Raw genomic sequence first — 24908 nt, forward strand, 5'->3', positions numbered from 1 at the left:
AGCCCGGCGTACTACCTTACGAATCCGGACGTGACAATTTCCTGCAAACTGGGTTTTTACTGCAGCAAGGCATTTTTGCGAAATTCGGAGGGCGTGGTCAATGTATGCTTTTTGAAGGCGGCGTTGAAAGCAGATTTCGAGTTGAAGCCCGCAGTAAACCCAATTTCTTCTAGCTTTAGGTGTGCCGTTTCAGGGCTCTGGAGCTGACGCTTCACGTCATCAATGCGGTAGGTATTGACAAAATCGAAGAAATTTTGCTGGCACTGCTCGTTGATGACTTGGGAGAGGTGGTGAGGCGGCAAATGCAGTTGAGCAGCCAGTTCGGCCAGGGAAAGATCAGGGTTTCGGTAGGCGTTGGTGTCGGCCATCAGCGTACGGAGGCGACCTAGGATTGCGCCGGAAGCTTCGGGGCTTAGCGCGGTTTTTTCATATTTCTTGCGTGGGGTAGCAGCTTCCGGTACAGGCTCTTCGGCTGAGGGCTGAAGGGTAAGTAGACTAGAACGGCTAATGGCCCGGCCGCTCATCCCGTAGAAAAGCAGCGAAATCAGAGAAGCCACCCACACGTCGCCGGTATCGTTGACATAGCCCGTAGTGAAGTGGTAATAAGTAGTAGCGCCCACGTAGACGAGCAGTAGCAGGCTAAACCCTAAGCCCAAGCGCTTCAACCAACTGAGTGCCGGGGTCGGCTGGGAAGGCCGGCCCGCTTGCTCGCGCTGGTAGGTGAGTAGTAGGCGAAGCTGCAAACCTAGGTACAACAGCAGGTAGCTGCCTAGTATACCATAGAAAGCGTTGTAGAACGGCGTGTAGGTGGCAAACCACCAGAAATTGCGCGCCGCTTCCGGAGCAGCAGGATGCGGCTGGTGAAACGACTCGGCTACAGTGCGCAGCTTCCAGGCGTTGGTCTGAGCAAAGAAGGGTACCAAGTACAGAGCGTGCGCCGCAGCCGGCAGTAGCAACACCAGATAGCGCGGCCGCCAGCGAAACGCTGGCTCGATGATGCTGCGGATGTAGAGATACAGCAACGGCGATATGACGAAGTTCAGCGGCTCAGTGAGGCTTACGAAAAACGGCACGAATTGAATGTAGCCTGAGTAGCACAGTAGAATCTCGACGACTAACAGAGCTAGCGTGAGTGTAAGCAACCCCAGTAGGCGGTTGCTAAGTCGTATGCCTTGGGATGAAAAAAAGAACGTCCAGCTCAGCAATAGTCCTTGAGCGGCGCCCAATAGAATCAAGACGGACCATAAGTTGAGAAAGGGCAGCATACGCAAGCACAGAAGAAGGCAAATGAGCTAGCTAAATTTAAAGGGAATTCTGGTCGCCTGCTGTTTTGCGCCTTAGGCTAGCTCCGTTTATGCAGTAGTGAGCTTACTTCTTCGACGACACTTGAAAGTAGCCAAGCCAGAGAATATCCATGCTGTCGTTTGTCGCCTGCAGAAGATAACGAAATCATTTGTAGCTCTGCCGCTGTAAGATCAAGGCTACTACCGAGGAGGCTAGAAAGTAAATGCTAAGCTCAAGGAGCAGGGCTTCTTCACGCAAATTTCCCGACTAAAAGAGCCTACTACGGCCCAAATCATGATGTGGTACGCCCCAGATCCGGCCTTGGGGCGCTTGGTAGGCTAGGTCCTGCCACCTTCGAACCGTACTTCAACGCAACTACGGTCATGAAAAAACTACTGCTTCTACTGAGCCTGCTCCTGGCAGCTAGCTTCCACCTCTGTGCGCAATCGGCCTGGTCCGACCACAGCCGCGTGCTACCCGATAAGCTCCGGCAAGTACCGGTTGGCCTCACGCTCTGGCATACTCCCAACCCCGTTTATCCCGAGCCTGGTTCGGCACAACCCGGTCATTACGTTTGGAAGCACAGCACCATGATTCGCTCCGAAGTGGGCGACTTAGAAGTGGTGGAGTGCGGCAGCTTTATCTGGTATAGCAAAGAGGGTTGGCAAGCCAACATGCGCGAAACTCCCGCCGAGTTTGCCGAATTGTTCAATTGCCCTGGTGGTCGGCTGAAGGCAGGCACTACGTACACTTTCGTCAAGAACTACCGCTTCGCCGACAGCGCCCAGCGCCTGTACGGCGGCGATGCGCTCTGGTACATTCTGGCCAAAGACAAGAACGGAAAACTCTACAAAGGCATGGGCCTGATCGAAACCGAAGCTAAGCCTAGGTCCTAGCGTAGCTATTTCTCTTTTTCAACTTCAACCTCGTCGAAAGCCATGAAATCCTTCGTTCTTTTCTTCTGCCTCGCCTTTATTACCCTTGCATTTCGCCCAGCGGCGCTGCGTTATCAGATCGAGCCTAAGGCTAGCCAATTGACGTGGACCGGTCATGCCGAGGTGGGCTCCTGGGCGCCGAGTGGCACCATACGGCTGCGGCAGGGCAGCTTCGAGTACGACGGCCAGGCACTCCGTAACGGCCACCTTGAAGTAGACATGCGGACCCTAGCGCATGCCGACGCGAAGCTACAGGAGCACCTGCGTAGCGCCGACTTCTTTGCCGTTGAGCAGTATCCAACGGCTACGTTTGTGCTACAAGAAATGGCGCAGGGGCAAGCTGTAGGTCAGCTGACCATAAAGCGGGTCACGAAACCCATTCGCTTTCCCGTGACGGTGGAGCAGCGCCCCGATGGCTTGCATCTGACGGGCACCGCTACCGTTGACCGGACTGCGTTTGGCGTTACCTACAATTCCACGAGCTTCTTCCAGAACCTAGGTGATTACGCCATCCGCAACGATTTTCAACTGGCGTTTGACTTAGTAGCAAAGCCTATGCTGCCTGCCGGGCAAGCCCGCAACTAATCGTGCTTGTCGTTAGCCGGGCTTCTGCGCAATAACAAGCACTGATTTCCCGAAGCGATGCTGAAAGATTTTGTCTGTCACCTTGGAGACAGGAACCAGCAAGCTGTCCCAGAATTTAATCTGTTTTGGGGTGGGGTCACTTTGCTTCAGGAGCATCTTGTTGGCGCCCGATGCTAATAGGCCTACACTATCCAAATACCAGGCATGCAGAATCTTGCTTTGCGGCGGCATCGCTTTCAGGAGCATGGAGCGGGTGTAGCGCCGATAATGGCCAATCGCTTTGTCGAAGGGGCTATACAACCATTGGTAAGCCGGTACTAGCACAATCAGTACACCGTTAGGTGCCAAGTGCTCATACGCTAAAGCTAGCTCGCTGCGGTCATCTTCGATGTGCTCCACCACATCAATGTACATGATGGCGTCGAACGGTGCTTGTTTGGGTAAATCGGACAGCGTGCCAACGTGCAGATGGCAGCAGGAGGGAAGCTTTTTGGTTTCTATGAGTCGGGATACGTCGCTTGCTAAGGCGGCGTCGGGCTCCACGCACAGCCATTCCTTCTGGGAGCCGTCGCAGAGGGAAAGGGTTGTGCCACCAATACCAGCGCCTACTTCCAGTACTCGGTTTTTGAGATAGGGCTTCAACTTAGAGCCATAATACGCTTTCCAGTTGACGGCTTTTTCGAAGAGGGAAAGCTCATTGCCAATATAGTGCTCGGTACTGAGAGACAGCGAATCCATAAAAAGAGACAGGTAACAAGAACAAGAAAAGTACTAGTAATAAGCAGGAGGGTACCAGAATAAGGTTTCAAAGTAGAAAAAAAGCCCCGGCTAGCAAAAGTAGCCGGGGCAATTACGACAATCCAAACGGATTAGCTCGTCAAAGATGATCTGTCCTCTAAGCGCTGGCTTGCGTCAGCTGGTCGACGGCGGCCGAGTCGAGCTTCAATTCCGTAGCCTTGGCGAGGTCTTGCAATTGCTCGATTTTAGTGGCGCTGGCAATGGGAGCCGTGATGCTAGGCCGGGCGATAAGCCAAGCCAGCGACACTTCGGCCGGCGTGGCGTTGTAGCGCTCAGCTACTTCGTCCAGCACCTTCAGGATGCGGAAGCCGCGGTCATTCAGGTACTTCTTCATGCCGCCGCCGCGCTGGCTTTTCTTGAAGTCGTCTTCCGAGCGGTACTTGCCCGTGAGGAACCCGCTGGCTAAGGCGAAGTAGTTGATAACACCTAGGTTATGCTCCAGGCAAAGTGGCTCTAGCTCCCGCTCGAAGTCGGCGCGGTCGTAGAGGTTATAGTCGGGTTGCAGGGTTTCGTAGCGCGGTAAGCCTTGTTGCTGGCTAATTTCCAGGGCCGAACGCAGTCGGTCGGCGGTGAAGTTAGAAGCGCCAATAGCGCGCACTTTGCCTTCCTTAATCAGCTCGGCATAAGCTTGCAGGGTTTCCTCCTGCGGCGTATCGGGGTCGTCGCGGTGCGACTGGTAAAGGTCGATGTAGTCGGTTTGTAAGCGGCGCAAGCTGTCTTCTACGGCCTGGCGGATGTAATTTTTCGACAGACCTTTTTTGCCTGGGCCCATCTCGCTGCCCACTTTGGTGGCAATAACGAGCTGTTCGCGGTTGCCACGCTGCTTGAGCCAGTTGCCGATAATAATTTCCGACTCGCCTCCCTTGTTGCCGGGCACCCACGCTGAGTACACATCGGCAGTATCGATGAAGTTGAAGCCAGCGTCCACGAAGGCGTCCAGCAATTTGAAAGAAGTAGGCTCGTCAATCGTCCAGCCAAAAACATTGCCGCCGAAGGCCCAAGGGGCTACTTGCAGGCCAGATTTTCCTAATTCACGCTTTTCCATGAGGGGTGTTGTGGTGGTTCAAACGGAATTGAAAAGTCCAGGCGTACCCGAAATGTTTATACTGTGGAGTAACGGATGCAGCGCATTAGGGGAAAAGCAGCGAGGTAAGCAGCTTTTGAAATGGTTTCGCGTTCTTGAAGGCACCTGTTCTCTCAACCCCTCACTATGAACAAATATCTATTGCCCGGCTTGTTGCTCAGTGCCGGTACGTTCCTATCTACGCTAGCTACTGCGCAGCAAATGGCGCCGCCGGTTGTAGGTCCCCGCTACGACGCGCGCGCGCTGTTTTCACCCACGTTTCTGGCCGAGCGCGGCCCGGCAACACGCACCGCCGGCGGCCAGCCTTCCGCTACGTACTGGCAGAATGCGGCCGACTACAAAATTGCGGCTACGCTAGATGATAAGCAGGCTAGGCTGAGCGCCACGGCCGACATTACCTACACCAATAATAGCCCCGATCCGCTGCCCTTCGTGTGGGTACAGCTCGATCAGAACTTGTTTAGCCCGAAGTCGCGTGGTACTGCCACTACACCTGTTTCGGGGGCCCGCAACGGGAACTCGGCGCCAGGTTTCCAAGGGGGCGACACGCTGCAAACCGTCAACATTGAGTTTCACGGCAAGAAAACCAAGGCGCAGTACCACGTGTACGACACGCGCATGCAGATCATTTTGCCCGAGGCCATGAAGCCGCACGGCGACAAGCTCAAGATCAGCATTGCCTATGCCTTCAACATTCCTCAGTACGGCTCCGACCGCCTAGGTCGCCTGCAAACCAAGAACGGTGAGATCTTCGAGCTAGCCCAGTGGTACCCGCGCATGGCCGTGTACGACGACATTGAAGGCTGGAACACGTTGCCGTATCTGTCGGCCGAGTTTTACCTCGAATACGGCAACTTCGACTACACCATCAACGTGCCCGCCAACTTCATCGTGGGCGGCTCGGGCGAGCTGGTGAACAGGGCAGAGGTGCTGACCGCCGCCCAGCAGCGCCGCCTAGAGCAGGCTGCCAGTTCCGACAAAACGGTTATTGTGCGCGGTGCCGACGAGGTGACCCAACCTAACTCCCGCCCAGCGGGCAAGAACGGACGCCTGACGTGGCACTTCCGCTGCCAGCAGGCCCGCGATGTGGCGTGGGCTGCGTCGTCGGCTTTTGTGTGGGATGCGGCGAAGATGAACCTGCCCAGCGGCCGGAAGTCGCTGGCGATGTCGCTCTATCCGGCGGAGGTTGCCCAGGATTCGGCCTGGAACCGCTCGACCGAATACGTTAAGAAAAGCATCGAGTACAACTCAAAGCAGTGGTACGAATACACTTACCCGGCCGCAACCAACGTGGCCGGTATTGTGGGCGGCATGGAGTATCCCGGCATCGTGTTTTGCGGAGCGCGGGCTAAGAAGGGCGGCCTATGGGGCGTGACTGACCACGAATTCGGACACAACTGGTTCCCGATGATTGTGGGCTCCAATGAGCGCAAGTATCCGTGGATGGATGAAGGTTTCAACACCTTTATCAACATCTTATCCACCAAAGCCTTCAACAACGGCGAGTACAAGGCCTCGGCTGATGTGGAAGGCCGCACTGCGCCCGGCATCATCAGAGCCATGCAAGACCCGAACGCCGACGTGCCCTACACGGTGCCCGACGTGACGCAGGCCCGAAACCTAGGTTTTGCCGCCTACAGCAAGACGGGCTACGGCCTGTATCTGCTGCGCGAAGAAATTCTAGGTCCTGAGCGCTTCGACTATGCTTTCCGCAGCTACATCAAACGTTGGGCGTTCAAGCACCCCCAGCCCCGCGACTTCTTCCGCACCATGAACGAGGTAGCGGGCGAAGATCTGACGTGGTTTTGGCACGAATGGTTCTTTGAAAACTGGCTGCTCGACCAAGCTGTAACCGGCGTGGCCTACGTCAACCAAGACCCGGCAAAAGGCTCGCTCATCACCATCGAAAACCGCGGACAGGCTGCCATGCCCGTCATTGCCGAAGTGAAAGAAGCGAACGGCAAAACCACCACCGTGCGTCTGCCCGTCGAAATCTGGCAGCGTGGCGGTACCTGGACCTTCCGCCATAACTCAACCTCGGCCATAACTTCAGTAGTACTGAACCCCAGCAAGCTCCTGCCCGACATCAACGCCGCCAACAACACCTGGAAACCCGTGGAATTTTCGGATGCTAAGTAAGCGCTAGGCTAGGTATAGGTTCTAGTCCGGACGCTCTAAGCATCGGAACGGTAGCGTTGAACCAGATTCGTGCTGTTGTTGCAACCCTGACAGGACTCTGGGCCCCTGTCAGGGTTTTTTGTTGAAAATATCCCGCAGCCGATTCGCGGTTCTGTGCGGCAGTCTGTGCCGTGCTGGTTATTATTGTTGCGCATTGCAAACGCTCAACGCTCTCCTGTGCTACTATATTCGCTAAGATCTCGACTTCGGACTAAGAAAGAATCATCCTCATATAATGGCTCACGGAAAGCGCTAAAGCAGGCGCTTGTCGCGCTAGGTATCGTGCTGGCTATTCCGCTGCACGCCCAAACGCCGGCGTCACTCTCGAAGGTGTGGGTGCCAGACCTAGGTAATGGTACCTACAAAAACCCAGTGCTCTATGCCGACTACTCCGACCCCGACGCCATCCGGGTAGGCAGCGACTTTTACCTGACCTCTTCCAGCTTCAATGCCGTGCCGGGGCTGCAGATCTTGCACTCCAAAGATTTAGTGAACTGGTCCATCATTGGTGCCGTGTTCAATAAGCAGCCTCCGCTGGCCCGCTACCAAGAGCCGCAGCACGGCAACGGCGTGTGGGCGCCGTCTATCCGCTACCACCACAAGAAGTTCTACATCTATTATCCCGACCCGGACCTAGGGATCTTTGTCACGACGGCTACCAACCCGGCTGGTCCCTGGTCGGCGCCCGTTTGTCTGAAGGAGGCCAAGGGCTGGATTGATCCGTGCCCGCTCTGGGACGAAGACGGCAAGGCGTATCTGGTGCACGGCTTTGCTGGCTCCCGCGCCGGCATCAAGACCATCTTGGCCGTGAGCCCCATGTCGGCCGATGGGCTGCACCTGATTGGCGACGATGCGCTGGTCTTCGATGGCCACAAAGACCAGCCGACGCTGGAAGGCCCTAAGTTCTACAAGCGCCACGGTTACTACTACCTCTTTGCGCCCGCCGGTGGGGTACCCACGGGTTGGCAGCTGGTGTTGCGATCCAAAAACGTGTATGGCCCCTATGAGGAGCGCATTGTCATGGATCAGGGCCAAACCCCGATCAACGGGCCTCACCAAGGCGCTTGGGTGGATACCGATGCCGGCCAGGACTGGTTTCTGCACTTCCAGGACCAAGGCCCCTACGGACGGGTCGTGCATTTGCAGCCGATGGTGTGGAAAAACGATTGGCCCGTGATTGGGGAAGACCCCGATAGCGACGGCAAAGGCCAGCCCGTGCTCACCTATCGCAAGCCCAAGATCAAGGGCAAAGCGCAGCCCCTGGCTACGCCGCCTACCTCCGACGAGTTCACGAGCAACACCCTAGGGTTGCAGTGGCAGTGGCACGCTAATCCGCAGGACTTTTGGGCGTACCTGAACGGTCCGCAAGGCTATCTGCGCCTCTACTCCGTCATGTTGCCCGAGCACTACCAGAACCTGTGGCAAGTGCCGAACCTGCTGATGCAGAAGCTGCCCGCCGAAGTATTTAACGCCACCACCAAGCTGACGTTTACGCCCCGCGTTGACGGGGAGAAGCTCGGGCTGCTGATCATGGGCCTAGACTACGCTTACCTCAGTTTGACCAACCAAGGCGGCAAGCGCTACGTCAGTCAAGCCGTGTGTGCGAATGCCGATAAGCTAGCGCCCGAAACGACGTCGGCGCCCATCGAATTGCCGGCCGCTAGCGTCAACCAGCCGATTTACTTGCGCGTGGCGGTGCAAGCCGGGGCCCAGTGTCAGTTCAGCTACAGCCTGGATGGGCAACAGTATCAACCGGTAGGGGGCGTGTTTCAGGCCCGGGAAGGCAAGTGGATCGGGGCCAAAGTCGGCCTGTTCTGTACCCGCGCTGCCAAGTTCAACGACTCCGGCAACGCCGATGTCGACTGGTTCCGGGTCGAGAAATAGTGCGACGGTAGTACTAAGTAAAGGAGAGCGGCCTAGGTATGGTGTTGACAGACAACGTACCTAGGCCGCTCTCCTTTTGCTTTTGATTGAGTATTTAGAAGTTGCGCAGGCGTTTTTTGCTGAGCTCGTAGCTGATGATGGCCGGAACGTAAAACGTAACATCGGCCGCTAGCTTGGCTGCCAAGATGCCGCCCGACAAGCTGCCTAACCACAGCGGCAAGTAGTACATGAGTAGCGGCCGGATAAGAAAGCTGTCGAGTACTTCGGCCGCGCCAAACTCAACTACCAGCGCCCGGATGTTTTTACCAAACTTCTGAGCACTGTAGCGCTGCCCCGTTGCGTGGCGGCTGCGGCGCGTCGTGCGAATGTCTTGCAGCAGAATACAGCCAAAGTAGGCCACGTTGCCGGCCCACGTTGCCGCCAGCGCCGTGGTCGTGCGGTCGTGGGAGAAAGAAAAAGCCGCACCGCCCGCCGCCAGCGTGGCGACGAGCGACAGCGCCTCGGCGGGCAAGTAGCGTTTGACCCATTCGGCTAGATTTTTCCTCATACCAGCATAAAGACGCAAAATGGCGTGGCCTGTTGTTGTAGAAGCATGAAAAGCTAGGGGTTGGTCGCCTACAGCTCCCTAGCTGATGGCCGAATTTGAAAGTGCAAGATGCTGGCCTATACAACGAGGCTGCGGTGGAAGGCGTAAAGAGGGACTCAGTACGCTCCCTCACCTAAACTTCTACGTTCATGGCTCTCAACACAGATAACCTCAACGACCATCTGTACGCAACCAATCTGGCGATTTCCGACACCATCAACAACTCGCGCGACCCCCAGGTGGCGTTCGACTACTTTGATAGCTGGATTCCGTTTCTGCAAAACTCAAATATCGCCGCCCTGACTGCCATGGGCTCCGACCTTCAGCAGCTACGCGACTACATCCGGAACGGCGACCAAGCCAATGCTCACACGCTGCTACAGCGTCTTGGCGAACAAACTTCACGGGCCGCGAGCAACATCCACACCTGGGCCGGCGACCACCTACATAATGGTATCGGCGACCAGCTGCGCCACCTAGGTCAGTTGCTCGTGGTAGCTGCTGGCAACACGAAAGCCGCGTTGTAAGAATCTGATTACTAACTGAAAACCAGGTTTACCCTGGGCTTTCTCTCAAACTACTTGTTTCATGCCCACTAACCCATCCGATCCGTCTGCTAACCTGCGTTCCACGCGAGACATTCTGAGCGGCAACCTGCACGCGGCAGCCGTTGAGGCACCCATCGTTATCGATAGCTGGATTGATGCTGTGCGCACGTTCGGTGTAACCGGCGGCAACGACATGGTTGAGGAGCTACAAAATCTAAAAAGCTACCTCAACGACAAGGATACCGACCGCATCAGTGGCTCGTTGCAGCGCCTCGGCGAGACTACTACCAAAGCAGCCGAGCAGGCTGATGAGGAATACAAAGAACAATTGCAGCAGCTCGGCCAAGTGCTCCTACGCGCCGCCGACGGTGTAAAAGCTCCCTTAAATTCACCCTCACCCGAATAACCCTGCACTTATGTCTATTGCACATTCTGATAGCGCCAAACAGTTTGAAACCACGATTGCTGCACTCGGCATCGAGGACCTAGGCCAGCTCGCTGCGGCCGCTCCTGAAAAGATTGATGGCTGGATTCAGCTCCTGCGCGGTGGTAGCGGGACTTACGACACTCTCATCAGCAACCTGGTGGACCTAAAAGGCTACCTCAGCGGAGGCGATGCCGCCCAAATTTCGGCCTCTTTGCAAACCCTTGCCGAGAACATCAATGCCCTGGCTGACGGCGCTAATCCTATTTTTCTGGATAGCCTGTATAAGCTAGGTCAGCGACTCAGCGACATAGCACGCGAGCTGAAGCAGCTACAATAGTCGCCACCAAACAAGATCAGTCCGAGCAAGGCACGGAATCTGGACATAGCTCCTGGAGCAGTGTTTCAGATTCCGTGCCTTGCTCGGACTGATCTTGTTTTGGAGGGACTAATATCCTACAGCCGTATCATCGCCCCTAGGATCGGCGCCGCCTTGCAGACGACCATCGGGCAGCACCCAGATGATTTCCATGCGACCCCAGGGGTTACGCGGGTTGATTTTGTAGCCGCGCTTTTGGAGCGTGTCACGGGCGGCAGGTAGTAAGGCGTTTTCTTCGGCGTCAATCTGGTCGGGCAGCCACTGGTGGTGTAAGCGCGGCGCGGCTACCGCTTGCTGGGCATTCTGGTGGTAGTCAACAACGTTCATAATGCCCTGCATGACGCTGGTGATGATGGTGCTGCCGCCCGGCGTGCCGACTACCATAGCTAGCCTGCCTTTCTTCGAAAGAATGGTCGGCGTCATGGCCGAGAGCATGCGCTTGCCCGGGGCAATGGCATTGGCCGTGCCACCTACTAGGCCGTACATGTTCGGCACCCCGGCCTTGGCCGAAAAGTCGTCCATCTCATTGTTGAGGAAGAAACCGGCCCCCGCCACCACGACTTTGCTGCCGTAGGCTCCGTTGAGGGTGGTTGTGCATGCCACGGCATTGCCCTGCGCATCCACAATGTTATAGTGTGTGGTTTGGTCGCTTTCGTAGCCTGGCAAACCAGCGCCGGCGGTTACTTCGCTACTGGGCGTCGCCTTGCCGTCGCGGCGGGTGGTAGCCATGCGTTCCTTGTTGTACTTCTTATCTAGGAGCTGCGCCACCGGCACCCGCCCGAAGTCAGGGTCCCCTAGGTATTTGGCGCGGTCGGCGTACACGCGGCGCTCAGCTTCCGTGATAAGATGAACCGCCGCCGGCGAGTGCCAACCAAGGGCACCTAGGTTGTAAGGCTCTAGCATTTGTAGCATTTGCAGCAACACTACGCCGCCGCTACTTGGGGGCGGAAACGCCAGAATATCGTAGCCGCGGTACTGCCCGTGCAACGGCGTGCGCCACTTAGCCTGGTAGTTCTGCAGATCTTGTTTGGTAATAAGCCCAGTGCCCCGCTGCATCTCAGCCACGAGCAAGTCGGCAGTTGGGCCCTGGTAAAAACCATCGCGGCCTTTGTCGCGGATGCGCTCTAGAGTGCGAGCTAGGTCGGGGTACTGAATGAGGTCGTCCTTTTGCCAGGGGCGTGTATCGCCATCGGGGCGCACGTAGGCAGGCGGTGTTTGCGAATTGTATTTTAAAAAAATTGCGCGGTTATTATTCAAGCCGGCCGCTTCTTTGGTGGTCAGCCTCAAGCCCTTGGTGGCTAGGTCAACAGCCGGCTGCACCAGGTCGGCCCACGGCAGCTTACCTAGCTTTTTGTGCAGGGCCTCCATGCCTGCTACCGTACCGGGCACGCCCACGGCCAAATGACCGGCGGTGCTACGGTCGGGAATGACGTTCCCTTGCGCGTCGAGGTACATGTCGCGGTTAGCAGCGGCGGGCGCCATCTCGCGGAAGTCGAGGGCGCCTTCTTGGCCGTCGGCGCCGCGGTAGAGCACGAAGCCGCCGCCCCCAATATTGCCCGCTACTGGCAATGCCACCGCCAGGGCAAACTGCACCGCTACCGCCGCATCGTAGGCGTTGCCGCCTTTTCGCAGAATATCCAGGCCAATGCGCGAGGCTTCCGGGTGCGCCGAGACGACCATCGCTTTGCTTGCCGTAACGTCGGCCGTAACGGCAGGCGGTGTGGCAGCCAGGGTTGTTGTCGCCGAAGCCGACGACGCGGAGGGACGCGTGGCCGTGCTGGTACAAGAAAATAAGGCGGCGAGGGCAAGCGGGTAAAGGTGTCGTTTCATGCAGGTTAGAGTAAGGGCTGCTACCTTGCGCGGCAACAGAACTTTCAAGAAAGCCAACATTCAGGTAAGAGCCTAGCCTAGAAGGCAAATTGTCGATCAAAGCGAAGTCAAAAATCTCAGTTAATTGGCCTGTGATTTTCCTGCAAACCCTTCATTTGGCTTTAAATGGCAGTATGACCTAGGGGCTGCCTGAGGACAAATGTTCTGGTTGTAGTTTAGCCGCAAGTCGGTTGTTATCGTAGCTTTAAAGCCAAACCCTCCCGCACCATGACTACCGAAACCACTCCCGCTCCTGCACTGGCTCCCGTATTGCCGCTCGTTCAGCAAGATCCTTTTCTTGCGCCGTACGAACCGGTGCTGCTCGCCCGGCAAGTTCGCTTAGAAGAACGCCTGGCCGCAATTCGGCAAGAGTACGGCTCTCTGGCGAAGTTCGCCACGGCGCACCAATGGCTAGGTCTCAACTATGACCCACGCCGCCGCGGCTATTCATTCCGGGAATGGGCTCCGGCCGCCGAAGCCTTGTACTTGGTGGGCGATTTCAACGGCTGGGACCGGCGAGCAACGCCCCTGCAGAAAGGACCAAATGGCGTGTGGGAAGTGTTTCTGCCCGACAAGCAATACGGCGAAGCCCTTAGCCACTACAGCCGCTACAAAGTACACGTGGTGACCCAGCACGGCGCCAAAGACCGCCTGCCCGCCACCTTGCGACGCGCCGTGCAAGACCCGCATACCAACGATTTTGCTGGCCAAGTATGGCGACCGAGCACCTCCTTCACCTGGACCGACCAAAAGTTTCGCATTCCGAATTGTGTGCGGGAGCCTTTCATTTATGAGTGCCACATCGGCATGGCTACCGAGGAAAGCAAGGTGGGGAGCTACTTGGAGTTTGCGGAAAAAATACTGCCGCGGGTGCAAGCGCTCGGCTACAACTGCCTGCAAATTATGGCCGTTATGGAGCACCCTTATTATGGCTCTTTTGGGTACCATGTCGCCAACTTTTTCGCGGTTTCCTCGCGCTTTGGCACGCCCGAGGAGCTAAAGCACCTAATCAATGAAGCCCACAACCGCGGCATTGCCGTGCTGCTTGATGTGGTACACTCACACGCCGTAAAAAACGAAGCCGAAGGTCTAGCCGATTTCGACGGCTCTGGTGGGCAGTACTTCCACGAGGGCTCGCGCGGCGACCATCCTGGCTGGGATTCGAAGCTATTCAACTACAGCAAGCCCGAAGTGCAGCAATTTCTGCTTTCGAACCTGCGCTATTGGCTCGAAGAGTTTCACTTTGATGGCTTTCGCTTCGATGGGGTGACAAGTATGCTTTACCTCCATCACGGTGAGGGGGTAGCATTTAGTGACTACAGCCAGTACTTTGGCTCTGACGCCGACGATGACGCCATCCTGTACTTGCAGCTAGCGGCTTCGCTGGTAAAGGAGATAAAAGCTAGCGCGTTGCTGATTGCCGAAGATATGAGTGGCATGCCTGGTCTGTGCCGGCCCATCCAGGAGGGAGGCATTGGGTTTGACTATCGCCTCGGCATGGGTATTCCCGACTATTGGATCAAGCTGCTCAAGCACACGCCCGACGAAGACTGGAACCTAGGTGACCTGTGGTATACGCTCACCAACCGGCGCCTAGGTGAGAAAACGGTAGCCTACGCCGAAAGCCACGATCAAGCCCTTGTGGGAGATAAGACATTAGCACACTGGCTGATGGATGTTGCCTTGTATACGCACATGCGCCAAGATGACCCCGACCCAGTGGTGGCACGTGGCGTGTCGCTGCACAAAATGATCCGGCTGCTTACGCTTTCCTTAGGCGGCGAAGCCTACCTGAACTTCATTGGCAACGAGTTTGGCCATCCTGAGTGGGTCGACTTTCCGCGCCAGGGCAACAATTGGAGCTACCAATATGCTCGCCGCCAGTGGTCACTAGCCGATAATCCCGATTTACGCTACGAGCAGCTTCAGGCTTTTGATGGCGCCATGATTGCCACCGCCAAGCAACGGCGTCTGCTAGCTGCTGGTCAGGCCAAACTGCTCAACAACGATCCAGAAAACCAAGTACTGATCTTCGAGCGTGGCGGTTTGATCTTCGTGTTCAACTTCCACGTCAGCCGCAGCGTGCCCGATTACCGCTTCTTTGTGCCCACGCCAAAGCGCGCCCGCTACCGCATCATTCTTACCTCCGATGATGGCCGCTTTGGTGGCTTCGACCGCATCGATGACTCGCTGACCTACGAAACGTTTGGGGAAGACGGCGTCGAAAAACTCAGTCTTTACGTCACAAGCCGCACGGCCTTGGTGTTGGCGAAAGTGTAATAGTACTTCTACAGAAGATCTTCTGGTAGCCCAACTTAGCGGCGCCTGCTGTCAGCTAGTGAATACTAGCTGACAGCAGGCGCCGCTATTTTTATAGATCGTGCATGATGCCGGCGCAGCCTGCTTTTCGTGAGTGGCTATTAGAACTGACGACGAACCAGCCTAGCTACAAGCTAATTTTCTACTCCAAGGCTACGTACTACGGACAGTATTTGTGCCTAGCTTTTACGTGTTTGCAGAAGGTAAATCCGTGTTTATTTCTACTGACTGGTCTCGTAAAAAGACGCGCTACCTAGGCTAATCGAACCATGCACCAGCTGCTCGTTGCCAGGTAAGCTCTCTAATCCAGTTAGTTACTTCAAAACACGCCATGACAGTAAGACTCAAGCCACTTAAAGAACAGACAATTGTTATCACGGGTGCTTCCAGCGGTATCGGTCTGGTGACAGCCCGGATGGCTGCTAAAGAAGGCGCCAAAGTAGTGGTAGCATCCCGCAACACCGAGGCGCTCGAACAGCTAGCCCAGGAAATTCGAAACCAGGGCGGCCAGGCCTTGGCCGTCACCGCTGATGTAGGGATAGAAGAAGATGTGGCGCGCATTGCTGCCACGACTATTGCGGAGTTCGGTACGTTTGATACCTGGGTCAACAACGCCGGTGTATCGATTTTCGGTACCTGCGAAGAGGTGTCCATTTCGGACATGCGGCGCATGTTCGACACCGTATATTGGGGCGTGGTATACGGCTCGCGCATTGCCGTGCAGCACTTTAAGCAGCGTAATGAGCCGGGAGCTCTCATCAACATCGGCAGCTTCTTTGGCGACCGGGCCACGCCGGTACAGTCGACGTACTCAACCGCCAAGCACGCGCTCCACGGCTGGACCAATGCGCTACGCATGGAGCTAGAGATGGAAAAGGCGCCTGTCTCGGTTACGCTCATTCACCCCGGCCGCATCGATACGCCTTACAACGAGCACGCTCAAAGCTACTATGAGCACCAAGTAGCGCACCGGGGCATGGTATACCCCCCGGAGACTGTAGCCGAATCCATTCTGTTTGCGGCCGCGCACCCCAAGCGCGATATGTATGTGGGCTTCCAGGCCAAAGCGCTTGCGGCGGTGGGACACCTAGCCCCGCGGCTCATGGATAAGATCATGGAAGTGCTGATTCCACCTACACAAATCGACCCGAAGCGCCCTTCGCGCAACCCCGAAACTAGTGCCCTCTACAAAGCGGGCTACGGCCTGCACGAACGCGGCTCCCACGAAGGCTGGTTCCGTTCGAGCAGCCTCTACGTGAAGGCACAAAAACACCCGCTGCTAGCCGCTGCGGCTCTGGCTGGCCTAGGTCTAGCCACCGGAGCACTGCTTAGAAAGCAGTAGACCTAGCTTAGACATTAACAAAGAGAGGCGCCGCGGAAATCTTCCGCGGCGCCTCTCTTTGTTGGTATAGCACTGGTTAGTGTTTGGCCGTGCCGCCTTCCTGGTTGCTGTCTTCTTTGGTTTCGCCAGCGTCATTCATAGCGCGTTTCGTGTCGTCGCTGCCGGTTTCCTGCAAAGGCTGCTGACCAGGGTGCTTCTTGATCGGAAACTCATTCTGGCCGCTGTGCGCCATGCTTACGCGCTGAGCGCCGCTTGATTCCTCTGAAGTGGGGGCTGCATTTTCGTTGTTCATAGCAGTGGTTAGGTTGGGGTGGAAAGAAACGAAAAGGGTTAGCACTTATAGCACAGATCTAGCTCATGTACAACGCGCAAGATCTTGACTGCTATACGGTTGAGCTTGCTATATCACTTGTGCCAACTGACGTTTTTACGGACCTAGCCTATGAAAAGACTGACTTAAATGCGTCTTTTTTTCTGGTGCCTCGTCGTCTTGGCAACTAGTGCTGAGCTTGGTAGTGAGTTCTCCAATTGAGCGTGAGGCAGTTGGTGAGAAACACATTTTTTAGCGCTGTTGAGCTACAATCTGAGCACCTAGCTTCGCCGGCACAGGACTTCTAGCGTATCGATAAAACAAGAACTCCACGGTGCCGACAGCTCTTGCCGTTGGTACCGTGGGGTTCAAAAGCTAAGTCAGGATAACCTAGCGTTGGTTACGAATAGTGAAGCTATCGAAAGCTACCGTCACGTCTTCTGGGCCTTGTGCCAGCAGACCCACGCGGATGCCTCGGTCCCAAGGTGGCAGATAAGTACCATTTACCGAGAAGCTATCCATCGGCATTGGCTGCCAAGTAACACCGTTGGTGCTGTAGGAGAACCGGTAGCGCTGGCCACCCCATGCTTCGACCCGCAAACCTAGGTTGCGAGGCAGTTCCAAGCTTACTTCGGTGAGGCACTGGGTTTCACCTTGCTTCACGTACCATAGTTGCAGCTTGCCATTGCCGGCCATCAAAGCCAGCGCATTACCTGGGTCGCCAACAGCCGTCAGACCAGCAAACGTGCCTTCTGGCAGGGCAGCAGCATTAAGCGACGTAGTAGCTTTGTATGTAGCCGCATACGTACGCTGGGCCACCATGGAGCCAAGCTGCTCTGGGCAAGCTGACAGCAACAATTGGCCGTCGCCTACGCCTACTACTGGCCGCTTGCCGATAGGCCACTGCCACGTACCAGCGAGCTGGTTGCTGGAGAAATGGTCGGTGAGGTTCAGGGCACTAACGTTGTGCAGCGGAGCAGCCTGAGGGCTGTTGCCTTCGAACTCAGGCCAGCCTTCCTCGTTCCAAGTAAACTCGCTCAAGATGCCCTGGCGACCTACGAACTCGTGGCTACTAGCGTGGTAAGCGTGGTGCAGCAAGAACCAACGGCCTTCATACTCGGCAACGGTACCGTGACCGGGGCAGCTCCAGGTTTTGTTTTTCTTCAGAATGGGGTTCTGCGGGCACTTTTCCCACGGACCTAGCAAGCTGCGAGAGCGAGCCACGCCTGTAGCATAAGTACAGCCACTACCGCAGCAGCCATTGCCAGCGTAGAACATGTAGAAGTAACCATCGTGCTCCACAAAAGCAGATCCTTCTACCAGGTTGCCTTCCCAAGGAGCATCATTGCGGAACAGCTCATGCTTCTTGCCGATCAGCTTTGTCCGCTTCTCGTTCATGCGCTGTGCCCAGATGGGGGTAGGCTTGCCATAAGCATTGCCGTCCTCTTTCCACACCAAGTACAGTACGCCGTTCTCGTCGCGCAGCGGGAAGCCATCAATGGAGCCTCGACGCTGACCTACCAATGGGCCATGGTCTACGTAAGGACCCGCTGGATCATCGGCGCTGGCAATAGCTACGCACAACGGACCGCCTTTTTTGCGGGCTGTGTAGCAAATGTAGGTTTTGCCGTCTTCGTAGCTGATTTCTGGTGCCCAGAAGCTAGCTTCTGCCCACTCAGGCTTATCCATGAATACGTGGCTTACCAGCTCCCAGTCTACCAAGTTCGTCGACTTGAACAGCGGGAAAACTGGGCCCCACTCTGCGGAAGTGGCGCTTGCCCAATAAGTGTCACCAACTTTTGTGATGGTGGGGTCTGGAAAGTCGCCGGGCAGTACTACGTTGGCATAGGTGGTGCGCGAGCTAGCGGTTACGGGTGGCGCAACGCTAACAACGGTAGTAGAGTCAATGGGGGCTTGCCCCTGGCATTCCGAAGAGAGATCAAACAGAGCCGGGATGAGGGCTCCTGCTTCCAAATCAAAAGACACAGTAGGGGAGAAAAAAGGGAGTGGAACGAGGGAGGTTCTAAGAGAAAGTCTATCAAGCTAGCACAGTACAATTGTGCACCTATGCCTAACACGAAGCAGATCATAGCATATATAAAGCCTAAGCGGCATTGATAGAACCAATGCAGATAAGCCAGGAATATGCGTGAAGTCTGTCCGGGATGGGTGAGGAGAGAGAGCGGGACTAAGCGGGAGTCTGGTACTCGGTTAGACCAGAAGAGACGCCTAGGGAACGGCAACAGTTAGCGTAAAGTGTACTTTTCTGCTACGTGTAAACTTTTAATATCAAAGCTCGTACCAGCTTGCTAACAGGCACTAACTAAATGTTTGGGGCGGGAAAACGGTCAATTCCCAAAGGGCGGCATTTGCCTGCCAATCGGGTAATGATCCGCAATAACCAACGCAAGTTTAGAAACGTTTTGTATAAATTAAAGAAAACAAGCTAAGTTTTACTTAAGCTATATTTACCTATGGATTTATAATAAGTTTTTAATTATAAAGCTATGTGGCTGGTTGATAAACGATTGTGTTTTATTAACTGGTAAGTATATCAATTGTTGAGTAGTAAACGCGTACTAATAAAGTAGCTCTCATACTTACGCTAGCTTTGCAGGAGTTATGCCAGTTTTACAGGAGCCAGAAGAATAGCATGCAAAAATAACTGCTGCATGAAAAGCTTCTGATTGATCAATACTTTTAATATTAATTAATATATATCATAAAATAAAAAGCCGTCACCTAGCTAGGCTAGATGACGGCGTAAAAACAAATAGACGAATAACTAACTCAGCTTTTTGCCTGCTTTAATTAACTCGATAGCCTCCTGCACACGCTTGATGCGCGTCTCCGATTTCTTGGCCCGCTCAATCCACCGCGCATATTCTTTGCGGTGAGCGTAGGCGAGCTGGTCAAACATACTGTTAAGACCTGCTCTGCTGAGTGCATTAGCCAAATCGTCGGGTATCAGCACCGAGCGCTCCTCGGTATCAGGCGCCATAACGACATGTACGGTAGTTCCCCACGTTTTGCCAATGGCATTGCGGATTTCCTTACGCACCTGCAGAATGTGTTCACCTTCGGCGTTTGGAGTTAAAGGGAGCCGGAATGGAAAGCCATCAATGGTACCGCGCACGTGCAGTTGGCCACGGGTGCCAAATACCTCGGGTACGCTGAACGGTACTGTCAGAAAAACGCCGCCGTCAGCGCCGTGCAATTCTAGCTCGGCGTCGAAAGCTTGTTGGGGAGCATCAATATTCATTCAGCAAAAGTACTAAGAAGCTAGCCCAAGTGGCCGTACTGCAGCTAGCAATGCTTCATCATCGAAGGCTGCTACCACGCGTACTTGCTCCGTCGATAGATCATACTCAGCAATTAAGCGCTGCGCTACGGCCTCCGAGTCGGCGAGCACCAAATCGGCGCGGCGCAGTGCTAGGCGCTCTAGCTCCAGGCCCCAGCCACGGTCAGCGGGCGTATCGCGGTCAACGGCCAAGGAGTGTACGTGCAAAACAAGCGGTCGGCCAGTTGCCTGACGGATCTCCAGAGCAGCTAGCCACACCGGCCAATCCATGGCATAGATAACGGCGAACTGCTCAGCTAAAGCCAAACGGGTGGCAAAGCGGGCGTACTGAATCACCTGAAAATTTAGGTCGCTACTGTCAACCGGCGGAGTACGCAGGGCACCTAGCGCTTCGGCCAGCGTGGCGCGGTCGTTTGATAGAGCGAAAGGCACAAAAGTAGCCGTCGGTTCAGCTTCTTGTGCTGCGTCTGTTGAGGCCGATGAATCAAAACCTAGGTCCTGCGCTTCTTCTACACTTGGCTCTGTTGCCTCAAGCGCAAAAGCGTCTTGGTTCTGCAGGCCTCCAGTAGCAACGGTAGACGAACTCTCTTCTGCGTCGTGAGTAGCGCCTACATAAGGAGACGCAGGCGCTTCCCATTGCCCAGCCGGATAATTGATCTGCCCTCCGGCCGCCGATTCCAAATCAGCCAAAGGTAGGTCAGCAATACCAGTGACATGTGCGTCTGGAACTTCCTTATTACCAGAAGTTGGTAAATGAGGAAGAATGACTGATAAGGTAGCCTGGGGGGATAGGCTACGGGCTAGCTCAAGCGGAGCAGGTTGAGGTGCCCCAGATTGCTGCGGCATATCGTCCCAGCCTAGCAATAGCAACGTAAAGTTTTGAGAATTCATGAAAAAGCGCGGGGCAATGAAGTATATAACAAGCTGAATTTCTCGCTAAAAAGCCGCTGGCCCAGATTTTGGGTAAGGCCTATCTAATAGTAGGCAAAAATCGCGGCAATGATTTTTACCTTGCGAACTTAACTGTATCTATCCGGTTGAACTAAAATTTATTTTCAACCTCACTCTCTCAGTCTCCAAGTCCCAGCTCCTTATGATTCAGGAAAATAACTACATGGTCAATGATCTGGCCGCACGAGCTAAACAGGAGCTAGTTCCTGGGCAGGTAGTGCGAAGTCAGCAGCAAGGCCATGACTTTCTTTTTGTCTGCGAAAATAACGTTCAATTACAATTACAGGTAATTACGGATAAAATTCTCCGTTTTCGTTACGCAACGGAAGTAGGCTTCGCCCCCGATTTTAGCTACGCTATTCCGGCCGACCGGCCCCGGCAGGCGCCGCAATTTCTTGAATTTCGCGAGAAACCTGACCATTATCGGATTACTACCGACCGTCTTATTTGCACTGTGTCAAAAGAAAACTTGCACGTGCGCATTCTCGACCGCTCGGGTACTGTGCTGAGCGACGATGATAAAGGCTTTCATTGGCAGCATAACGACGACACCGGCAACGACATCGTTAAGATGAGCAAGCAGGTGCAAAGCGGTGTTTGCTACTATGGCCTCGGCGATAAGCCCGAGAACATGAACCTGCGCGGCAAGCGCTTTGTGAATTGGGGCTCCGACACCTACGGCTACGTGAAAGGCTCCGATCCGCTCTACAAGAACATTCCGTTCTATCTGGAGCTGCACCAGAAAATTGCTCATGGCATTTTCTTCGACAATAGCTTCAAAGCCTTTTTCGACTTTGCCGCTGAGCGTGCCGACGTGACCAGCTTCTGGGCTGAGGGCGGCGAGATGAACTACTACTTTATTTATGGACCTACCCTCACGGAGGTAACGGAGGAATATACGCGTCTGACGTGCCCGCCCGAACTGCCACCCATGTGGGCCCTAGGTTACCATCAGTGTAAGTGGAGCTACTTCCCGGAAAGCAACGTAAAGGAAATTGCAGCGGGCTTCCGCGAGCGGCAGATTCCGTGCGACGCGCTGTACCTCGACATCGACTATATGGATGGGTATCGGTGCTTTACGTGGAGCCCCACGCACTTTCCCGAGCCAAAGCGCATGATTAAGGAGCTAGCTGAGGATGGGTTCAAACTGGTGGTTATCATTGACCCCGGTATCAAGATCGATCCTGAGTATCCAGTATATAACGAAGCCCTGGAGCAAGACTTCTTCTGTCGGCGGGCCGATGGACCGCTGATGCGCGGTTCGGTGTGGCCTGGGCTCTGCAACTTCCCTGACTACACCAAGCCCGCCGTGCGCGAGTGGTGGTCCGGGCTGTTCAAGGGGTTGATTCAGGAAGATGGCGTGCGCGGCGTGTGGAATGACATGAACGAACCAGCTGTGTTCGAAAAAGGCACTTTCCCTGATGATGTGCGCTTCCACTACGAAGGTCATTCGGCTTCGCACAAGAAAGCGCACAACGTTTACGGTATGCAAATGGCGCGGGCAACGGCTGCCGGAGTGAAGCGCTTCTCATACCCTAATCGCCCTTTCACCATCACGCGGAGCACTTACGCGGGCGGACAGCGGTATTCGTCAGCTTGGACCGGTGATAACATTGCGAGCTGGGAACACCTCTGGCTAGCCAACATCCAGTGTCAGCGGCTGAGTATTTCGGGTTTCTCTTTCGTAGGCTCTGACGTAGGCGGTTTCGTGGAAACACCTGATGGTGAGCTGTATGTGCGCTGGGTGGCGCTAGCTGCTTTCCACCCTTTCTTCCGCACGCACAGCTCCGGCGACCACGGCGACCAAGAGCCTTGGTCCTTCGGAGATGAGTATATGACTCTGGCGCGGCACTTTATTTCGTTGCGCTACCGCTTGCTGCCTTATATGTACACCACGTTCTGGCAGTATGTGCAAAACGGCACGCCCATGTTGCGCCCCCTCGCGTTCCTCGATCAGAACGACACGGATACGTACCTGCGCATGGCCGAGTTCTCGCTCGGCGACCACCTGTTAGTGTGCCCCATTACCACGCCTGGTGTCGATGGCCGCTGGATGTATCTGCCGAAGGGACAGTGGTATTACTACTGGACGAATGAAGTACGCTCGGGTGGGGCTGAGGTGTGGGCTAGTGCCAACCTCGACCGGATTCCGTTGTTCGTGAGAGCAGGGGCTGTTATTCCCTTCTACCCACTCATGCAGTACGTAGGCGAGAAGGTAGTAGAAGAGCTGACGCTGCACGTATATTATAAGAATGGTAAGGAAGCCAGCGTGCTGTACGACGATGGCGGCGAAGGCTACGCTTACCAGGAAGGACAAAGCACCACCCGCCGTTTCACCGTATCGGGCACCGAAACCACCCTTACGCTGAAGCAGGAGATAGAAGGCGAGTATAAGCCTAGCTTCGCCACTTATAAGGTGGTGCTGCACGGGCTTCCCTTCGAAACTACCGCCCAGACGGTTGATGGCGAAACGGTGAAGCTCGACGAGCACATCACGGATACCGGCCTGACGCTACCAAGCATGACTGTTGGTGTTGGCTTTGGAGAAGTAATGCTGAAGGGCAACGTCACTCCAGTAGTGGCAAGCTAGGTTGCACACCAATTGACATAAACATAAACGGCCCGCAGATAGCTCTGCAGGCCGTTTCGTTTTGAAGCTAAGTTAACCTAGGCTGCTTGAAAGCCAGAGGCTTGGCGTAGCGTGCGCTCGTTGCCAGTTGCTGGATCAGCGTAGCTACGGTCGCCCACTTCGATGGAGACTTTCTTGCCAATTAGCTGCTTGGTATCGAGGTCTTTACCTGCTTCGTGCGCAATGCCTGCGGCTTCGTACAAACCTAGGATGATAGGTAAGCCAGCAGGCGAATTGTAGAAGCGCTGATTGACAAAGCCATCTTCATTCTCAAACCGGACGGCAAAGAAAGGTACGTTTTGGTGTTCACTAGTGCCTTCTTCGATGTCCGTAATTTCGACCGTGTGGCGGCCATCGGGCAGGAATGCTTTGTCCTGGCCCTCTTCAACTTGAATTTTCATAGCGTTAGGTGGGTTTCCTACTGCTAACGCAATGGCGTGGGCTTCGGTTGACCTAGCTTACGTTATTGAAGCTGAAGCTTGCGCACTACTATTCCCTCGGGAGTATCGAGGCGGAGCAAATACACACCAGCAGGCTTCCCACGCAAGTCGAGCTGACGCCCGTTGGCGGCGCTAGCGGGCGCGGCGGCTTGCTGCAGTACTACTTTGCCGAGAGCGTCGGTTACGCTGAGCGGTGCCGTGGCTACGCTAGCCTTTTGCAATGAGGCGAGCGAGAACAGACCATTTTCGCTAGGGTTGGGGTAAACGCTGAGAGTAGCGGCTACGGCTGGGCTGGCGTTGGCCGTCGTAAAGGAGAAGGCAACGTCGTCAATGGTCAAAGCTGCGCTAGACGAGAACACCTGGTTGCCGCCAACACTGAAGCCAAGTCGCAGCGAATCTGGTGCTTCTGTTGAAGTGTACGTGATAGGCACACTAAATTGCTTGTAAGTTGTTGTGCCTGGCGTAATGACATTAGTTGTGGTGCTGCTAGCAGTGCCGACGATAATGCCACCATTGCTCAAATTTCCTTTACTAAGTGCCATGGCAACTTGCGCTTGGTCGGTGCTCGTGCCTGCAAATTTGTACCAAAAGGTAAGTTGGGCTGGACGAGCTGTATAAGGAATACCCCGGGACCTTCTGATGTCCGCTAAAGCAGTTGGGTCCGATAAGTCGGCGAAGGTTACGCGAAAACGGTCGCCGAGCAACAAAATAGCAGGAGCAGGCTGGCTACCAAGACCGAGAACAGAGATATTTTTGGGAATAAGTTGGGCAGCAAAAGAACCAGTGTACTTATCACTAGACTTCGTTACCAACTTTGTAGCATTGGGCGTCAATGGTCCAACAATGGGCTGAAATACCTGATACACTATATCATCTGCCGTGAGCCAGCCTTGTGGGCGTTCATTGCTCAACGGGCGGTTCTCCCAAGTTTCAAAGCCTGCATTAGGTACAGTGGTTTGGGCAGTAGCTCCGCCGGCGGAAAGTAAGCCAGCAGCACAAAGAAGAGTATGTAGATGATTTTTCATATAGGAATGAGGAGCAAAAAGGTAGAAGAAAGTAGGT

At 55.0% G+C, this 24908-nt stretch carries 21 protein-coding genes; 10 read left to right on the forward strand and 11 right to left on the reverse strand.

The genetic code is table 11. The annotated features are described in order from the left end of the window. Positions 1-56 precede the first annotated feature (56 nt). On the reverse strand, positions 57-1142 hold the full coding sequence (locus SD425_RS06505; RefSeq protein WP_324676645.1) for a helix-turn-helix domain-containing protein: 1086 nt from the start codon (positions 1140-1142) through the stop codon (positions 57-59). A 525-nt stretch (positions 1143-1667) separates the two neighbouring features. Here SD425_RS06505 and SD425_RS06510 point away from each other — a divergent pair. Beyond that, entirely contained in the window at positions 1668-2180 is a 513-nt protein-coding gene (locus SD425_RS06510; protein ID WP_324676647.1) for a hypothetical protein, read from the forward strand. A 42-nt stretch (positions 2181-2222) separates the two neighbouring features. Beyond that, the gene (locus tag SD425_RS06515; protein ID WP_324676649.1) at positions 2223-2804 is read left to right on the forward strand and encodes a YceI family protein; all 582 of its coding nucleotides are present in this window, start codon (positions 2223-2225) and stop codon (positions 2802-2804) included. 12 nt (positions 2805-2816) lie between these two features. Here SD425_RS06515 and SD425_RS06520 read toward each other — a convergent pair whose 3' ends face one another. Continuing rightward, on the reverse strand, positions 2817-3542 hold the full coding sequence (locus SD425_RS06520; RefSeq protein ID WP_324676651.1) for a class I SAM-dependent methyltransferase: 726 nt from the start codon (positions 3540-3542) through the stop codon (positions 2817-2819). Positions 3543-3699: 157 nt separating this feature from the next. Continuing rightward, a complete protein-coding gene (locus SD425_RS06525) occupies positions 3700-4647 on the reverse strand; it encodes an aldo/keto reductase (protein ID WP_324676653.1) in 948 nt (315 codons plus the stop codon). Between the two features lie 165 nt (positions 4648-4812). Here SD425_RS06525 and SD425_RS06530 point away from each other — a divergent pair, with 165 nt between their 5' ends. Further along, positions 4813-6825, forward strand: a complete 2013-nt coding sequence (locus SD425_RS06530; protein WP_324676655.1) for a M1 family metallopeptidase — start codon at positions 4813-4815, stop codon at positions 6823-6825. A gap of 321 nt (positions 6826-7146) precedes the next feature. Continuing rightward, positions 7147-8748: a glycoside hydrolase 43 family protein gene (locus tag SD425_RS06535; protein ID WP_324676657.1), complete on the forward strand. Its 1602-nt coding sequence runs from the start codon at positions 7147-7149 to the stop codon at positions 8746-8748. A 94-nt stretch (positions 8749-8842) separates the two neighbouring features. On the opposite strand, the gene SD425_RS06540 is transcribed toward SD425_RS06535, so the two are convergent. Next, positions 8843-9295, reverse strand: a complete 453-nt coding sequence (locus tag SD425_RS06540) for a hypothetical protein (protein WP_324676659.1) — start codon at positions 9293-9295, stop codon at positions 8843-8845. Between the two features lie 188 nt (positions 9296-9483). Here SD425_RS06540 and SD425_RS06545 point away from each other — a divergent pair, with 188 nt between their 5' ends. From SD425_RS06545 to SD425_RS06555, 3 genes are all read left to right on the forward strand, one after another. Further along, entirely contained in the window at positions 9484-9861 is a 378-nt protein-coding gene (locus SD425_RS06545; protein WP_324676661.1) for a hypothetical protein, read from the forward strand. A 61-nt stretch (positions 9862-9922) separates the two neighbouring features. Continuing rightward, positions 9923-10288, forward strand: coding sequence for a hypothetical protein (locus SD425_RS06550; protein ID WP_324676663.1), 366 nt, complete (start codon positions 9923-9925; stop codon positions 10286-10288). A 10-nt stretch (positions 10289-10298) separates the two neighbouring features. Next, on the forward strand, positions 10299-10646 hold the full coding sequence (locus SD425_RS06555; RefSeq protein ID WP_324676665.1) for a hypothetical protein: 348 nt from the start codon (positions 10299-10301) through the stop codon (positions 10644-10646). 108 nt (positions 10647-10754) lie between these two features. Here the strand turns inward: SD425_RS06555 and ggt are convergent, their stop codons facing one another. Beyond that, positions 10755-12515 carry a gamma-glutamyltransferase gene (gene ggt / locus SD425_RS06560; protein WP_324676667.1) on the reverse strand — a complete coding sequence of 587 codons (1761 nt, stop codon included), beginning with the start codon at positions 12513-12515 and terminating at the stop codon, positions 10755-10757. Between the two features lie 267 nt (positions 12516-12782). On the opposite strand from ggt, the gene SD425_RS06565 reads away from it, so the two are divergent. Together SD425_RS06565 and SD425_RS06570 are read left to right on the forward strand one after the other, a co-directional pair. Beyond that, a complete protein-coding gene (locus tag SD425_RS06565) occupies positions 12783-14834 on the forward strand; it encodes an alpha-amylase family glycosyl hydrolase (RefSeq protein WP_324676669.1) in 2052 nt (683 codons plus the stop codon). A gap of 370 nt (positions 14835-15204) precedes the next feature. Beyond that, positions 15205-16215 carry an SDR family oxidoreductase gene (locus SD425_RS06570; protein WP_324676671.1) on the forward strand — a complete coding sequence of 337 codons (1011 nt, stop codon included), beginning with the start codon at positions 15205-15207 and terminating at the stop codon, positions 16213-16215. A 76-nt stretch (positions 16216-16291) separates the two neighbouring features. Here SD425_RS06570 and SD425_RS06575 read toward each other — a convergent pair whose 3' ends face one another. The 4 genes from SD425_RS06575 to SD425_RS06590 all read right to left on the reverse strand — a co-directional run bounded on the left by SD425_RS06575 (position 16292) and on the right by SD425_RS06590 (position 20717). Then, a complete protein-coding gene (locus SD425_RS06575) occupies positions 16292-16507 on the reverse strand; it encodes a hypothetical protein (RefSeq protein WP_188809882.1) in 216 nt (71 codons plus the stop codon). Positions 16508-16915: 408 nt separating this feature from the next. Continuing rightward, positions 16916-18511 carry a family 43 glycosylhydrolase gene (locus SD425_RS06580; protein ID WP_324676674.1) on the reverse strand — a complete coding sequence of 532 codons (1596 nt, stop codon included), beginning with the start codon at positions 18509-18511 and terminating at the stop codon, positions 16916-16918. 799 nt (positions 18512-19310) lie between these two features. Then, the gene (locus tag SD425_RS06585) at positions 19311-19787 is read right to left on the reverse strand and encodes a YdeI/OmpD-associated family protein (RefSeq protein WP_324676676.1); all 477 of its coding nucleotides are present in this window, start codon (positions 19785-19787) and stop codon (positions 19311-19313) included. A 12-nt stretch (positions 19788-19799) separates the two neighbouring features. After that, positions 19800-20717: a glycosyltransferase family 4 protein gene (locus SD425_RS06590; protein ID WP_324676678.1), complete on the reverse strand. Its 918-nt coding sequence runs from the start codon at positions 20715-20717 to the stop codon at positions 19800-19802. A gap of 202 nt (positions 20718-20919) precedes the next feature. Between SD425_RS06590 and SD425_RS06595 the strand changes: the two genes are divergently transcribed. Next, positions 20920-23367 carry a glycoside hydrolase family 31 protein gene (locus SD425_RS06595; RefSeq protein WP_324676680.1) on the forward strand — a complete coding sequence of 816 codons (2448 nt, stop codon included), beginning with the start codon at positions 20920-20922 and terminating at the stop codon, positions 23365-23367. A gap of 77 nt (positions 23368-23444) precedes the next feature. On the opposite strand, the gene SD425_RS06600 is transcribed toward SD425_RS06595, so the two are convergent. Beyond that, a complete protein-coding gene (locus SD425_RS06600) occupies positions 23445-23807 on the reverse strand; it encodes a hypothetical protein (protein ID WP_086595923.1) in 363 nt (120 codons plus the stop codon). A 62-nt stretch (positions 23808-23869) separates the two neighbouring features. Next, positions 23870-24871, reverse strand: a complete 1002-nt coding sequence (locus SD425_RS06605; RefSeq protein ID WP_324676683.1) for a T9SS type A sorting domain-containing protein — start codon at positions 24869-24871, stop codon at positions 23870-23872. Between the last annotated feature and the right edge of the window lie 37 nt (positions 24872-24908).

The sequence above is a fragment of the Hymenobacter sp. GOD-10R genome (assembly GCF_035609205.1).
Lineage (GTDB): Bacteria > Bacteroidota > Bacteroidia > Cytophagales > Hymenobacteraceae > Hymenobacter.